This is a genomic window from Streptomyces sp. NRRL S-340 (assembly GCF_000720185.1).
Lineage (GTDB): Bacteria > Actinomycetota > Actinomycetes > Streptomycetales > Streptomycetaceae > Streptomyces.
Map to the genome: position 1 here is coordinate 99,973 of NZ_JOIY01000017.1, position 14,451 is coordinate 114,423.

At 74.5% G+C, this 14,451-nt stretch carries 9 protein-coding genes and 1 tRNA gene; 6 read left to right on the forward strand and 4 right to left on the reverse strand.

The genetic code is table 11. The features are described from left to right. Positions 1–196: 196 nt before the first annotated feature. Both IG64_RS15775 and IG64_RS15780 read left to right on the forward strand, forming a co-directional pair. Complete coding sequence (locus IG64_RS15775; RefSeq protein WP_037856360.1) at positions 197–1,834, forward strand: S1C family serine protease; 1,638 nt, start codon at positions 197–199, stop codon at positions 1,832–1,834. Positions 1,835–1,920: 86 nt separating this feature from the next. Beyond that, positions 1,921–2,007 (forward strand) — tRNA-Ser (locus IG64_RS15780). Between the two features lie 75 nt (positions 2,008–2,082). Here IG64_RS15780 and IG64_RS15785 read toward each other — a convergent pair. Both IG64_RS15785 and IG64_RS15790 read right to left on the reverse strand, forming a co-directional pair. Beyond that, positions 2,083–2,661 carry a hypothetical protein gene (locus IG64_RS15785; protein WP_037856363.1) on the reverse strand — a complete coding sequence of 193 codons (579 nt, stop codon included), beginning with the start codon at positions 2,659–2,661 and terminating at the stop codon, positions 2,083–2,085. A 215-nt stretch (positions 2,662–2,876) separates the two neighbouring features. Beyond that, positions 2,877–3,752 carry a bifunctional DNA primase/polymerase gene (locus IG64_RS15790; RefSeq protein ID WP_037856366.1) on the reverse strand — a complete coding sequence of 292 codons (876 nt, stop codon included), beginning with the start codon at positions 3,750–3,752 and terminating at the stop codon, positions 2,877–2,879. Positions 3,753–4,150: 398 nt separating this feature from the next. Here IG64_RS15790 and IG64_RS15795 point away from each other — a divergent pair, with 398 nt between their 5' ends. The 3 genes from IG64_RS15795 to IG64_RS15805 all read left to right on the forward strand — a co-directional run bounded on the left by IG64_RS15795 (position 4,151) and on the right by IG64_RS15805 (position 7,218). Beyond that, positions 4,151–4,462: a hypothetical protein gene (locus IG64_RS15795; protein ID WP_037856369.1), complete on the forward strand. Its 312-nt coding sequence runs from the start codon at positions 4,151–4,153 to the stop codon at positions 4,460–4,462. 312 nt (positions 4,463–4,774) lie between these two features. Then, the gene (locus IG64_RS15800; protein ID WP_037856374.1) at positions 4,775–5,332 is read left to right on the forward strand and encodes a SigE family RNA polymerase sigma factor; all 558 of its coding nucleotides are present in this window, start codon (positions 4,775–4,777) and stop codon (positions 5,330–5,332) included. A 230-nt stretch (positions 5,333–5,562) separates the two neighbouring features. Then, positions 5,563–7,218 carry a long-chain fatty acid--CoA ligase gene (locus IG64_RS15805; RefSeq protein WP_037856376.1) on the forward strand — a complete coding sequence of 552 codons (1,656 nt, stop codon included), beginning with the start codon at positions 5,563–5,565 and terminating at the stop codon, positions 7,216–7,218. 155 nt (positions 7,219–7,373) lie between these two features. Here the strand turns inward: IG64_RS15805 and IG64_RS15810 are convergent, their stop codons facing one another. Then, on the reverse strand, positions 7,374–8,645 hold the full coding sequence (locus IG64_RS15810) for an MFS transporter (protein ID WP_037856379.1): 1,272 nt from the start codon (positions 8,643–8,645) through the stop codon (positions 7,374–7,376). 127 nt (positions 8,646–8,772) lie between these two features. Between IG64_RS15810 and IG64_RS15815 the strand changes: the two genes are divergently transcribed. Next, on the forward strand, positions 8,773–9,357 hold the full coding sequence (locus tag IG64_RS15815; protein WP_037856381.1) for a TetR family transcriptional regulator: 585 nt from the start codon (positions 8,773–8,775) through the stop codon (positions 9,355–9,357). Positions 9,358–9,669: 312 nt separating this feature from the next. Here the strand turns inward: IG64_RS15815 and IG64_RS15820 are convergent, their stop codons facing one another. Then, entirely contained in the window at positions 9,670–14,304 is a 4,635-nt protein-coding gene (locus IG64_RS15820; RefSeq protein ID WP_107474264.1) for a hybrid sensor histidine kinase/response regulator, read from the reverse strand. Positions 14,305–14,451: the final 147 nt, after the last annotated feature.

The following is a 14,451-nucleotide window of genomic DNA, read 5'->3' on the forward strand; positions in this document are numbered from 1 at the left end:
CGTTTGTGGCGTGATGACCTATATAAGGAATGGCGTCCGACCCACAGCATCGGCTTATGGTGCTCTGACGGCTCGTGGGAAAAGCTGACGACATACAGATGCACATGCACAGCTGGAGCACGCCGGTCGTCGGCGGCCAGGACGAGCATGACCGAGTGCGACCGACAACAACAGCCGTGGATCGAGGAGAAGAGCTGTGAGCACCGAGAACGAGGGCACCGAGGTACCCCCGGCCCCGTCCGCACCTCCCGTGCCGGTGGAGACCCCCGCAGCTTCCCCGCAGCCCCCCGCTCCCCAGGGAGGCGGCGCCGCCACGCCCCCGCCGCCCAGCACGCCTCCGCACGTGCCCGGTACGCCCGCGCAGGCGCCCGGCGCCCCGCGGCAGGAGGGCGCACCGGCCGGCCCGCAGTCCGCGCCCGCCCCCGCGGGCGCACACCCGGCAGCCCCCGGGGACGGGGCGGGCGCCGCGCCCGCACAGCCGTACACCCCGGCCGAACAGGCCTTCGGTGAGCAGGCCCCTGCCGGGCACGCGCCGTCGGGGTTCCCGCACGGGCAGCAGACCCCGCAGGGCCCCGGCGGCGCGCCCGCCGACGGTTCCTGGCCGCCGCCCGCACCCCCCGCCGTGCCCGCCTACGCGGACGGCGGCGCGGGTGCCGGGACCGGGTGGGGGGCGGCGTACCAGCAGCCCGCGCCGAAGCCCCGGGGCCGGCGCGGTGGTCTGATCGCCGCCGTCCTGGTGGCCGCACTGGTCGCGGGAGGTCTGGGCGGCGGCCTCGGCTACACCCTGGCCAAGAACGACGACGGCGGTTCCACCACGGTCGCCGCCTCCGACTCCGGGGCCTCCCAGGTCAAGCGGGACCCGAACTCGATCGCCGGGGTGGCCGCCAACGCGCTGCCGAGCACCGTCACCATCGAGGCGGAGAGCACCAACGGCCAGGGCGGCACCGGCACCGGTTTCGTGTTCGACACCCAGGGCCACATCGTCACCAACAACCACGTGGTGGCCGACGCCGTCGACGGCGGCAAGCTCACCGCCACCTTCCCCGACGGCAGGAAGTACGACGCCGAGATCATCGGCCATGCCCAGGGGTACGACGTCGCGGTCATCAAGCTGAAGAACGCCCCCTCCGACCTCAAGCCGCTCGCGCTCGGCGACTCCGACAAGGTGGCCGTGGGCGACGAGACGATCGCCATCGGCGCGCCCTTCGGCCTGTCGAACACGGTGACGACGGGCATCATCAGCGCCAAGAACCGCCCGGTCGCCTCCAGCGACGGCAGCGGCGACAGCAAGGCCTCCTACATGAGCGCCCTGCAGACGGACGCCTCCATCAACCCGGGCAACTCCGGTGGTCCGCTGCTCGACGCGCGCGGCGCGGTGATCGGCATCAACTCCGCGATCCAGTCCTCCGGCAGCGGCGGAGGCCTGGGCGGTTCCGGCCAGTCCGGCTCGATCGGCCTGGGCTTCGCCATCCCGATCAACCAGGCCAAGTACGTCGCCCAGCAGCTGATCAAGACCGGCAAGCCGGTCTACGCGAGGATCGGCGCCTCGGTCGCCACCGTCGAGGAGGGCTCCGACGGAGCGAAGATCACCGACCAGGGCGCGGGCGGCGGCGCCGCGGTCGAACCGGGCAGCCCGGCCGACAAGGCCGGCCTGAAGTCCGGTGACGTCATCACCCGGCTCGACGACACCGTGATCGACTCCGGCCCCACGCTCATCGGCGAGATCTGGACGCACAAGCCCGGTGACAAGGTGAAGATCACGTACAAGCGCGACGGCAAGGAGCACACGGTCGACCTCGTCCTCGGCTCCCGCGTCGGCGACAGCGCCGCCTGACGCCCGCACCCGCACCGACTGCCCCGCACGCGCGCGCGGTGACCCGATAGTCTTGTCCCCGCGCCGCCGGGTCACCGGCGGGGCGGGGAGGCGTGCCCGAGCGGCCGAAGGGAACGGTCTTGAAAACCGTCGTGGCAGCGATGTCACCGTGGGTTCAAATCCCACCGCCTCCGCAGCGTTGAGCAGTGGGAACGGCCCCTGACCGGTACGGACGGTCGGGGGCCGTTGCGCTGTCCGTCGCCCGCCCGTCACCGCGTCTCCCCGGGCGGCGTGCGAGCCAGCACTCCTGTGCCGGACAGCGGCGTCCGGGCCGTAAGGTCGCGAGAGCTGGTGCCGAGGTCGGCGGCGATCTCGGGTGCCATGTCCATGGTCTCCAGAGCCCAGGCCTCTTCGTCCTCTTCCGTCTCGGTAGCCGCATCCCAGTTCGTGGCCAGGCCCAGGGCCTCTCGACGGGAACGCTCATAGGGCAGCGGCTCTCCCAGCGTCAGATAGTGGTCCTCGCCCGCGCCGGTCTCGCAGTAGCGCCGCACAACTGCCCCTCGCTCTGCGACCAACCAGGCCGACCCGTCACCCTGTGCGCCGTAGTAATAAGCCTGTGCCTTTCCGTAGTGGGCACTCAGTTCCTCGCACATACGCAGCACAGCGTCCGAGCGCTCGCGGCTGCAGGGATCACACCAACGGCCGATGACCAGGGTCCACCCGTCGAGTTCCGGACTCACGTACACGCGACCGAGCCCCCCGGCTCCGTTATGGCTGTCTTCGTCCACGGCCTCTTCAGCGCCACTGAAGGACACGGGCACAGCGTCCGTCAGCCCCATCAGGGCCATGACTCCGTGCTGATCTTCGGTAGGTACCGCGATCCAATGAAGCCAGCACGACAGAAAAGGCCGGGGCAGCAGATCAGATGTGGGCGCAGTCACGGCAGCACGCTCGCACACGCTTCGGAGAAGCTGAAGCAGAGTCCCACCGCCTCCGCAGCGTTGAGCGGTGAGCACGGCCCTGACCGGGACAGACGGTCAGGGGCCGTGCCCTTGACCGGTGTTCAGGGGTGGTGGCCCGTCAGGCGGGCCGCTGAGGTGAGGGTGGCGCGGGCCTCGTGTTCGGGGAGGCCGGTGGTCAGGGCCGCGTCGAGGAGGGGGCCGTGCAGGGCCGGGCCGGTGCCGTTCTCGTAGGCCCGGCAGGCTGCCCAGAACAGGCGGGTGTTGCGCTGGCCCTCGTGTGCGCCGAGGACGAACTGGACGAGGCCGTGACCGTGCCGTCCGGCGCCCTGGGGGAGGGCGCGGCGGGGCGTGCGGGGCGGTGGCAGGAGCAGGCGCAGCAGGGGCGGCGGGCAGGGTGCGGGCGCCAGGTGGGCGGTGCCGGGCGCGGTGGCGTAGGTGCCGTGCGCGGTGCGGGAGCCGGGGCCGACCAGGTAGCCGCCGGCGCCGCGGATGTCGATGCCGGGGGCGAGCCGGCCGGCCGAGTTGGGGACGACGGCGTCCGGCGGTCCGCTCAGCCACAGGTGGCGGCCCCCGCTGGGGGTCACGACGACGACGGTGGCGGGCAGGGTGAAGCGGTGGCGGACGGCCAGCTCGCGCAGGGCCGCCGGGGCGTTCGTACCGGCCTTGGTGTCGAGGTCGACACCGATCAGGTGGTACGGGGGCAGGCCGCAGGCGATGCCGTAGCCGGTGGCACGGGGTGCGGCGGCGAACAGTTCCCGGATGCGGGCGGGGTCGGTGGAGGCGTCGTACACGCCGTGGCCGAAGCGGCCGCACTCGCCGTGGCAGGGCGGGCGGCCCGGGGCGGGGCCGTCGCGGTGCGGGGAGCGCAGGGCAGGGAGCTTCGTCCGGGACAGGGGGAGGACGGCCAGGCCGCGTTCGGCGGCTGACAGGGCGTGGGCGAGGGCCAGTGCCGTGGCCTGCCGGTCGGTGGTGGCCATGCATTCATATTCGTACTGAGGTTCGACAAAAGGAAGGGGGCGGTCGTGTGGCGTGCTGGGGGCGCGCGATTCGGCCGGTCTCCGCCGGGCGCTTGCCGAAACGCTTCATCCCTTGGCGCGCTTGATCCGGCAGGGGGCGCACCGTCGCCGGTCGGGGCGTTGACAGCGGCAAAGGTGGTGAAAGGGGTTTATCGACATGTCCTCACGCTTGCGTGCGAATGGGGTCTATCGGGGTGGTTCGCCGCGAGCCCATGGGCAACTCTGATCTTGCGACGTCGTGAGAAACCGCCGGGGTGGTCGGCCGACTTCCCTGGTGAAAGCCGTAGTCCAGGTAGCTTCACGCAGCTTCACGTACTTCCGGCAGGCAGCCGGTGCGTACCTCTTACTGGAGGAGCAATATGGCAAGCATCCGTACCGCCCGCGTTCTCGCCGCCGTCACCGCCGTCCCGCTCGCGGCGGCTCTCTTCGCCGGCATCGCGGCGGCGGACACCGGCGCCCTCGCGGGCACCGGATCGAACGCGGGTGTCGCCGGTATCGTCGGCAGCGGAGTCGGCCACAACAACAGCGGCAACTCGTCCACCACCGGCCAGCAGGCGGTCGGCTCGGGGGCCTCGAACCAGAGCAACACCGCGCAGGTCAACGGCTCCGCGTTCACGGCCATCCAGCAGGGCAACGAGAACGTCGCCGTCCACTTCACCCACCTCTGGTGAGCCCCCGCGGGCCGGCGCGCACATTGGGGAGCCGCCGGCCCTGAGAGGTCCTGTGGGTGTGCTTGTGGGGATGCAACACACAACTGCGCGGCGGTGCCTCGGCGCCGCCGCGCAGGCGTTCCCGGTACTTCCCCCGGGGATCCGTCCCCGTCGTCACACCGCAACCACCCAGGGGTGAACCCGTACCCCGCTCCTCCTCCTCGTCCACCTTCAGGAGGTGGGGCCGGCCCCACCCCTACAACCTGAGTCGGACACCGCTTCGGGACCTGCGGGCGATCCGCCGCCGGGGTGAGCGCTCCTAGCGTGGAGGGCATGACCACACCCGTCTGCACCAGCGCGTCGACCGCCGCCGTACCGGCCGCCCAGAGCCCGGCGTACCCGTCGTTCGCCTCGTACGTGCGGGCCCGCCAGCCGGTGCTGCTGCGCACCGCCCGGTCACTGACCGCGAACCCGAGCGACGCGGAGGACCTGCTCCAGACCGCGCTCACCAAGACGTTCGTCGCCTGGGAGCGGATCGAGGACCACCGGGCGCTCGACGGCTACGTCCGCCGTGCGCTGCTGAACACCCGCACCTCGCAGTGGCGCAAGCGCAAGGTCGACGAGTTCGCCTGCGACGAGCTGCCCGAACCCGAGCCGCTGCCCGGCACGGCCGACCCCGCCGAGCAGCAGGCGTTGCGCGACGCCATGTGGCGGGCGATCACGAAGCTGCCCGCGCGGCAGCGGGCGATGGTCGTTCTCAGGTATTACGAGGACCTCTCCGAGGTGCAGACGGCCGAGGTGCTCGGCGTGTCCGTGGGCACCGTGAAGTCGGCGGTCTCCCGCGCGCTCGGCAAGCTCCGCGAGGACCCCGAACTGGTGCGCGTGCGCTGACCGCCCGCCGCAGTGCTTCGCGGCCGGTCCGCCCGCCGCAGTGCTTCGCGGCCGGTCCGCCCGCCACTGTGCTTCGCGGCCGATTCGCCCCCCAGTGCTCCGCGGCCGGTCCGCCCGCAGGCCGGACGATCGGTGATCGATCACCCGGGCTAGTGACATACCGCGCGGTATGTGCGCAGAATCAGCGCATCCCCTACCACCGCGTAGGCCATGCGCCCCGGGAGGACGCCGTGCTGAGCACCATGCAGGACGTACCGCTGACCGTCACCCGCATCCTGCTCCACGGGACGCTCGTGCACGGACGCTCCCAGATCACCACCTGGACCGGCCGGGGCGAACCGCAGCGGCGCAGCTTCGCCGAGGCGGGCACGCGCGCGGTACGGCTGGCGAACGCCCTGCGGGACGACCTCGGCATCCGCGAGGACGACCGGATCGCCACCCTCATGTGGAACAACTGCGAGCACGTCGAGGCGTACCTCGCCGTCCCCGCCATGGGCGCGGTCCTGCACACGCTCAACCTGCGGCTGCCCGCCGAGCAGCTGACCTGGATCATCGAGCACGCCGCCGACCGCGTGATCATCGTCAACGGGTCCCTCGTCCCGCTGCTCGCCCCCCTGCTGCCGCACCTGAAGACGGTCGAGCACGTCGTCGTCGCGGGCCCCGGCGACCGCACCCCGCTGGACGGCGCGCGCGTTCGGGTGCACGACTACGAGGAACTGATCAGCGGCAAGCCGGACACCTACGACTGGCCGGAGCTGGACGAACGCCGGGCCGCCGCCCTGTGCTACACCTCCGGCACCACGGGCGACCCCAAGGGCGTGGTCTACAGCCACCGCTCGATCTACCTGCACTCCATGCAGGTCAACATGGCCCAGTCCATGGGCCTGACCGACCAGGACACCTCCCTGGTCGTGGTCCCCCAGTTCCACGTCAACGCCTGGGGCCTGCCGCACGCCACCTTCATGACCGGCGTCGGCATGCTGATGCCGGACCGCTTCCTGCAGCCCGCCCCGCTCGCCGAGATGATCGAGCGCGAGCGCCCGACGCACGCCGCCGCCGTCCCCACCATCTGGCAGGGCCTGCTCGGCGAGCTGACCGCCCGCCCCCGCGACGTCTCCTCCCTCACCCAGGTCACCATCGGCGGCTCGGCCTGCCCGCCCTCCCTCATGGAGGCCTTCGACCGGCTCGGCATGCGGGTCTGCCACGCCTGGGGCATGACGGAGACCTCCCCGCTGGGCACGGTCGCCCGTCCCCCGGCGTACGCGGCCGGCCCGGACGAGGAGTTCGCCTACCGCCTCACCCAGGGCCGCTTCCCGGCCGGTGTCGAGGCCCGGCTGACCGGGCCCGGCGGCGAACGCCTCCCCTGGGACGGCGAGTCGGCGGGCGAGCTGGAGGTGCGCGGCCCGTGGATCGCCGGTGCCTACTACAACGGCCCGGACGCCGAACCGCTGCGCCCCGCCGACAAGTTCAGCGAGGACGGCTGGCTGAAGACGGGTGACGTCGGCACCATCAGCCCCGACGGCTACCTCACCCTCACCGACCGCGCCAAGGACGTCATCAAGTCCGGCGGCGAGTGGATCTCCTCGGTCGACCTGGAGAACGCCCTGATGTCCCACCCGGACGTCACCGAGGCCGCCGTCGTCGCCGTCCCCGACGACAAGTGGGGTGAGCGTCCGCTGGCCACGGTCGTCCTCAAGGAGGGCGCCACCGCCGACTTCGAGACGCTGCGCGCCTTCCTCGCCGGGGAGGGGCGGATCGCCAAGTGGCAGCTCCCGGAGCGCTGGACGGTCGTCACCGCGGTGCCGAAGACCAGCGTGGGCAAGTTCGACAAGAAGGTGCTGCGCCGGCAGTACGCGGCCGGGGAACTGGACGTGACCAGTCTCTGAGAGAGCCGGAAGCCCCCGGTGGACGGGGGCGTGCCGTCGCGGGGGCCGGCGCCGGGAGGCTCACGGCGGGTGGGGCGCGTCGAGGTGGGGGGCCTGGGCGGGGAGCGTCGTGACGGGGCCCGGTGCCGGGACGCCCGCCGTGGCGGCACGGTGCCTCACCGGCGTACGGCCGTCGTGACCCAGCCGATCACCAGCCAGATCGCGGCCACCGCGCAGACGCCGGTCCAGCCCCAGTGGGCGAAGGCGGGGGCCGCCGCGGAGGAGGCCAGCGCGGCGCCCGCGAAGCCCGAGACGACGTAGGCCGTGTTGGCGGTCGCCGGGGCGGAGGTGGTGGTCAGCGCCAGGGTCTGGTTGGCGACGTGGGAGGCGACCAGGGCCGCGTGGATCGCGACCGCGGCGACGAACAGCGCGACGATGGTGTGCCCGCCCAGCCAGAACAGCGGTACGGACACGGCGGCCAGGAGGTATGCGTTGCGCACGACCTTGCCGGCGCCGAACCGGTCCACGAGGCCGCCCGCGAGCGGCGCCACCGCGCTCGCCGCCAGTCCGAAGAGGCCGAACAGTCCGGCGGTCGCGATCGACAGGCCGTAGGCCGGGCCGGTGAGCAGCAGCGCGAGCGAGGTCCACAGGGCGCTCCACGCGCCGAACATGCCGGCCTGGCGCAGGCACGCGCGCCACAGGTCGGGCGAGCGGCGGACGAGTCCGGGCAGGGCGGCGATGCCGGACAGCAGCGGTCCTGAGCCGCGGCGGCCCTCCGACGGCAGGGCGAGGGCGGTCGCCAGGCCGAGCGCCAGGGTCAGCACCGACGCGCCGACGAACACCCACCGCCAGCCGAACGCCTGGCCGGCCAGCGCGCCGATGACCCGTGCGGCGACGATGCCGGTGAACAGGCCAGCTATGACGGCGGCGACGTGCCGGGCGCGGCGGTCGACGGGGGCGCGTTCGACGACCAGCGGGACGAGGAGCTGCGGGACGACGGTCGCGGCGGACGCGACGAACACGGCGGAGGCGAGCGCGCCGGTGCCGGGGGCCGCCGCGGCGACGAGCAGCGCGGCCGTCGTGGCCACCGACAGGACGGCCACCAGCGGGCGCCGGTTGACGCGGTCGCCGAGCGGCGCGAAGAAGAGCAGCCCGGCCGCGTACCCGAACTGGGCCACGGAGGCGATCCAGGCCACCCCCGAGGGCGCCGTACCGAAGTCGCGGGCGATGAGGGGGAGCAGCGGCGCCGCGAGGTAGATGTTGCCCGCGGTGATCGCGGTGCACAGGGCGATGAGGGCGAGGAAGGCGTTGGGGCCGAGACCGCGGCGGGTGGCCGCGGGAACGGGGGCGGCCTCGGGGGCACCACCCGCGGTGGCGTGCGGCGCGTCGGCCCGGGGCGCGGTCCGGGAGGTGGCGGGGGCTGGCGCTGGGGCTGGGGACGACGACATGGTGCGGGGCCTCCGAGGCGGGACGGATTCGCAACCAACTGGTTGGTTGGACTGTGGAACAGTCTGCGCCCGAGATCCATTCCCTGTCAACCAAACAGTTGGTTGCTAAGCGGAGTACGCTGGTCCCATGGCAGTCAGGGACCCCGAGGCCACCAAGGCCCGTATCTTCGACGCGGCGGTAGCCGAGTTCGCCCGGCACGGCATCGCGGGCGCCCGCATCGACCGCATCGCCGCTCAGGCCAAGGCCAACAAGCAGCTCATCTACGCCTACTACGGCAACAAGTCCGACCTGTTCACGCACGTCCTCGGCAGGTGCATGGTCGACCTCGCCGCGGCCGTGCCCATCGATCCGGACGACATCGACGGCTGGATGGACCGCCTCCTCGACTACCACGCCGCCCATCCCGAACTGCTGCGCCTGCTCTTCTGGGAGGGCGTCGAGTACGGCACCGACGAACTCCCCGACGAACCCGCGCGCCAGGCGCACTACGCCCGCAAGGTCGCCGCGCTCCGGGACGGCCAGGAGCGGGGCGTCATCACCGACGCCATGCCGGCCCGGGACCTGATGTTCCTGCTGGTCGCGCTGGCCGGCTGGGGCGCGGCCGTTCCGCAGATGCGGCGGATCCTGGTGGGCTCGGCGGACTCCGACGGCGAACACCTGCGGTCGTCGATCCGCGAGGCGGCCCGGCGCCTGGCGGCGCCCAGGACCTAGTGCCGTGACCGGGAAGGTCCACCGGCTCGCGACACCCGGCACGGCACCTCGCCGCGTTCCCGAACCTCGCCGCGTTCCCGAACCGCGCCGCGTCGTCGCATCACCCCGCGTCGTCGCAGCACCCGAGTACGTCCGGTACGCCGGTCATGCTCCGCCTCGCGATGCACCCCCACCGCCCGGACGGCGCGGGAGGTGCTCCCGTCACCGGACACCGCGGGCTTCCCGGCAGACCTTCCCGGCCACGGCACCAGCCGGGCCGGCCGGGCAGAGGGGCCGCCGCGTTCCGCGGGCGGCCGGTGCCTCGGCCGTGCCTCAGTTGGTTCCGATCCGGGCCAGCAGGTCCACGATCCGTGTCTGCACCTCGGTGCTCGTGGACCGCTCCGCCAGGAACAGCACCGTCTCGCCGGAGGCCAGCCGCGGCAGGTCCGCCTGGTCGACGGCGGCCGTGTAGACGACCAGCGGGGTGCGGTTGAGCTGCCCGTTCGCCCGCAGCCAGTCGAGGATCCCGGCCCGGCGGCGGTGCACCTGCATCAGGTCCATCACCACCAGGTTCGGCCGGAACCGGCCCGCCAGCGCCACCGCGTCCGCGTCGCTCGCGGCCCGCGCCACCTGCATCCCGCGCCGTTCCAGCGTCGCGGTCAGCGCCAGCGCGATCTCCGCGTGCTCCTCGATCAGCAGGACGCGCGGCGGGTGCTGCTCGCTGTCGCGCGGCGCGAGCGCCTTCAGCAGGACCGCCGGGTCGGCACCGTACGCCGCCTCCCGGGTCGCCTGCCCGAGCCCGGCCGTGACCAGCACCGGCACCTCCGCGGCGACCGCCGCCTGACGCAGCGACTGCAGCGCGGTGCGCGTGATCGGCCCGGTCAGCGGGTCGACGAACAGGGCGGCCGGGAAGGCCGCGATCTGCGCGTCGACCTCTTCGCGCGAGTGCACGATCACGGGACGGTAGCCGCGGTCGCTGAGCGCCTGCTGCGTGGTGACGTCCGGGGCCGGCCAGACGAGCAGCCGGCGCGGGTTGTCCAGCGGCTCCGGCGGCAGTTCGTCGTCCATCGGCTGCGGGCGCGGCGGGTCCGCGACCTCGACGGCACCGCCCGGTCCGTCCAGCGGTTCGGGGCCCTCGGCGGCGTTCTCGTCCGGTGCCCCTATGGCGTACGACCGTCCGGCGCCCTCGGACGCCTGTGCGAGCCGCGGCTGCCCGGTGAGGGGCGCCTGGGGCTGCTGGGACTGCTGGGCCGTGGGGGCCGGGGCCGCGGGGGCGGCAGGAGCCGCCGGAACCGCGGGCGCCACGGGGGACCCGTTCGGGGAGGGCTGCGGGGCGGGCCGCTCGGGCGCCGGCGGATGCGGCCGGGCCGCCGCCTGGTCGGGGCGCTGCTGCCTCGGCTGCTGCTCCGGGCGCGCGGCGGCCGGGTCCGGCGGTGTGCCGAGCTTGCGGCGGCGCCCGGAACCACCGGCCGCGTGCGGCGGTGGGGTGGCCGTCGGCTGCTGCACCTGCGCGGCCTGACGGCTGAAGGGCACGCCCTGCCCCAGCGTCCGTACGCTGATCGACCGGCCCTGTGTCGAGTTCGGGTCGACCGGCACGGCGGACTCGGCGGGCAGCGGCTGGGCCGCACGCGGCGCGGCCCCGGCGGCGGGCCCGGTGCCCGGCATCGCAGGCCGGCCGACGGGCTGCTCGGGCGGCAACGGGGTTCCGGTGGCCGGCGTGGCGGTGACCGGTGTTCCGGGCGCCGACGGGGTGCCGTGCGGGGGCGTGCCGGCGCCGGGCCGGGGCGCGGGGTGCGGGACGCCGGGGGCGGCGGCCGGGGCGCCCGGCGCGAGGGGCGTGCCCGGGACGGCGAGCGGTGCTCCGGGGTGGACGGACGGTACGGGACCCGTGGCGCCGGCCGGCGGCAGGGGGACGCCCGCGCCGGACGTGTCGTCCGTGCCGCCACCGGGCCACGGCTGCGGCGGGGCGACGGGGGCCGTGCCGGAGCCGTCCACGGCGGGAGCGGGGGGAGCGGGGGGAGCGGAGGGCGCCGGGGCGGCCCCGGCCGGCTCGGCCACCGCCCGCCGCCGCCGACCGGTCGGCACGCTCGCGGGATGCGGCTGCGGAGGCGTGTGGTCGTCGGCCTGGTCATGGCCCACGGCGTCGTGCCGGCCCTCGTCGGGGCCGACGCCCGGGGCAGCACCGGGGCCGACGCCCGGGACCGCGCCCGGACCGGCACCCGGGACAGCGCCGGGGGCGGCAGCCGGGTCCTGGACGGGAACAGCCGGTCCCTGGTGCGGGAGTTGCGCCTGAACCTGCGCCTGCCGCGGCGCCTGCTTGGGCTCCTGCGCCTGCTGAGTCGTCTGCGGCACATGCGGTACATGCGGCGTCTGTGGCATCTGCGGGCCCTCGGCCCCGGCGGCGGGCCGGTCCGCGTCGGCCGGCGGCAGGGCGAACACCGTACGGGGCGCCGCTTCCTGAGCGGCGGCACGCTCGGTCGCCGCCGCGAGAGCGCGCCGGCGACGACCGGTCGGCTGAGCCGCGGCGCCACCGGATTCCCCGGGCGCAAGCCCGGCCGGAACCGGAACAGCGGAGGCAGGAGCAGCCGGCGCCCCGGGTCCCGCAGGACTCTCCGCATCCGTGCCCGCGCCGGCCGGCCGGTCCGGCGCGGCGCCCGGCGCCCCGGGCGCCGCGGGCAGGGCGTGGGGCTCGCCGGTCTCGTACCGATCCCGCGGCCCGCCGGGCAGGGGCACCGGCACGCCCTGCGGCGGCACCGTACCGCCCAGGCCCGACCCCGACGCCGCCGTACCCGCAGCATGCTCGGCCGCCGTCACCACGGCACCCTCGGCCACGTCCGGGTCGGCGGGCCGGCCGCGCCGGCGCCCCGTGCCACCGGAGCCGTCCGGGCCCTGCGAGGTCCGGACCGCTTCCGGCGCCGGTTCCTCGACCGCGCGCCTGCGGCGCCGTCCGGTGGGCGTCGACCCGGTGCCGGGCTCGGCGGAGGGCTCCCCCTCGCCGTCACCGTCCAGGAACGCGTCCGTGGAGGCCCGCCGGGCACGGCGCCGCCCGCCGCCGCCCGTCGCCTGCGCGGGCAGCGTGACCTCGACGGCCGTGCCGTCCCCGCCCCGCGGGCCCGCGCCCGCTTCCGGGTCCGCCGCCGGGTCCGTCTGCGCCGTGCCCGCTCCGGTGCCGTGCGCTCCTGGCGCACCCGGCGCGTCCGCCGTGCCCGGTGCGCCCGTGGCGGCCGCCGGGCCGGCCGGGCCCAGGGCGGCGGTGTGCGGGGCGGCCGGTTCCAGGGTGCCGGGAAGGCCCATGGCCATGGCTCCCGCACCGCCCCCGATGGGCACCTCCAGGACGTACGCGCTGCCGCTCATCCCGGGCACCTGGTGCGTCTGCAGCACGCCCCCGTGGGCCCGGACGATCCCGCGCACGATCGGCTCGTGCACCGGGTCTCCCCCGGCGTACGGACCGCGCACCTCGATCCGTACGACCGCGCCGCGCTGCGCCGCCGCGACCACGACGGTGTTGTCCATGTAACCGGTCGTCGAGACGGGCGCGTTGCCGGTCGCGTCCACGCCCGCGACGTCCGCGACGAGGTGTGCGAGCGCGGTGGCGAGGCGCTGCGGGTCGACCTCGGCCTCGATGGGCGGCGCGTGCACGGCGAACTGCACCCGGCCGGGTCCGACGAGGTCCACGGCGCCGTCGACACCGGCGGCGACGACGGCGTCGAGCATCACCTTCGTCCGGGTGATCTGCTCGCTGCCGATGTCCAGGCGCTGGTAGCCGAGGACGTTGTCGATGAGGGTGGTGATGCGCGAGTAGCCGGCGGACAGGTGGTGCAGGACCTGGTTCGCCTCGGGCCACAGCTGCCCGGCGTCGTCGGCGGCCAGGGCCGCCAGCTCGCGGCGCAGTTCGTCGAGGGGGCCGCGCAGGGAGCCGCCGAGCAGGGTCAGCAGTTGCTCGTGGCGGGCGGCGAGCGCCTCGTAGCGGTCCTTCTCGCGCTCGCCCAGGGCCGCGTACCGGTCCTCGCCGGCGGCCAGTTCCTCCGCGTGCCGCTCGGTCAGCTCGTCGATCTCGGCCGCGTGCTGCCGGCGCAGCGCCTCGAGCGCGGCGGCGTGCTCCTCGGCGAGCCGCTCCCGCTCCTCGGCGTGCCGCTGCGCGGCGGCGTCCATCTCCTCGGCGAGCGCGTCGTAGGGGCGGCGGTCGGTGAAGGTCATCACGGCGCCGACCAACTGGTCGCCGTCCCGGACGGGCGCGGTGGTCAGGTCGACGGGCAGCTTGTCACCCGCCTTGGACCACACCACCTGGCCGCGCACCCGGTGCTTGCGCCCGGAGCGCAGCGTGTCGGCGAGCGGGGACTCCTCGTACGGGAACGGCGAGCCGTCGGCGCGGGAGTGCAGGACGAGGGTGTGCAGTTCCCGGCCGCCGAGTTCACCGGCGCGGTAACCGAGGATCTGGGCGGCGGCGGGGTTGACGAGCACGATCCGCCCGTCGGTGTCGGTACCGACGACACCCTCGGACGCGGCCCGCAGGATCATCTCGGTCTGCCGCTGCGAACGGGCGAGTTCGGCCTCGGTGTCCACCGTGCCGGCCAGGTCGCGGACGACCAGCATCAGCAGTTCGTCAGCGGTGTATCCGGAGCCGTCGTAGGCCTGCTGGCCGTTCTGCAGGTTCGCGCTCGTGACCTCGACAGGGAACTCGGTCCCGTCGGTGCGCCGCGCGGTCATCCGGGTCGGCTTGGTCCGCGCGCGCGGGTCGATGTGGTCCGGGCGGCGCATGGAGCCGGGGATGAGCCTGGAGTCGAACTGCGGCAGCAGGTCGAGCAGCCCACGGCCCACCAGGGCGGTGCCCGGCGTCTCGAAGGCCTCCAGCGCGATGGTGTTGGCGTTCACGACGGTGCCGTTGGCGTTGACCAGCAGCAGCGCGTCGGGCAGCGCGTCGAGTATGGCAGCGAGGCGAGCAGCGCCTCGGGATGGCCTGCTGCTCACGAGACGCTTCCTCCCTGTCACCGCACCTTGCCCACCGCGGGGGCCATCTTGCCAACCGGCCCGCAGCGTGTCACGCGAGCGAGTCTAAGCGCTGAGGTTGCGCTCGCGACGCCGGATGCCAGGGAGGTCGCACGGGGAAGTGACGTC

What these genes read in the sequence shown, in the direction of transcription:
- IG64_RS15795 (WP_037856369.1), top strand. Translation starts at nt 4,151, where the DNA reads ATGGCAAGCATCCGTACCGCCCGCGTTCTCGCCGCCGTCACCGCCGTC.
- IG64_RS15785 (WP_037856363.1), bottom strand. Translation starts at nt 2,661, where the DNA reads ATGGCCCTGATGGGGCTGACGGACGCTGTGCCCGTGTCCTTCAGTGGC.
- IG64_RS15815 (WP_037856381.1), top strand. Translation starts at nt 8,773, where the DNA reads ATGGCAGTCAGGGACCCCGAGGCCACCAAGGCCCGTATCTTCGACGCG.
- IG64_RS15790 (WP_037856366.1), bottom strand. Translation starts at nt 3,752, where the DNA reads ATGGCCACCACCGACCGGCAGGCCACGGCACTGGCCCTCGCCCACGCC.
- IG64_RS15810 (WP_037856379.1), bottom strand. Translation starts at nt 8,645, where the DNA reads ATGTCGTCGTCCCCAGCCCCAGCGCCAGCCCCCGCCACCTCCCGGACC.
- IG64_RS15800 (WP_037856374.1), top strand. Translation starts at nt 4,775, where the DNA reads ATGACCACACCCGTCTGCACCAGCGCGTCGACCGCCGCCGTACCGGCC.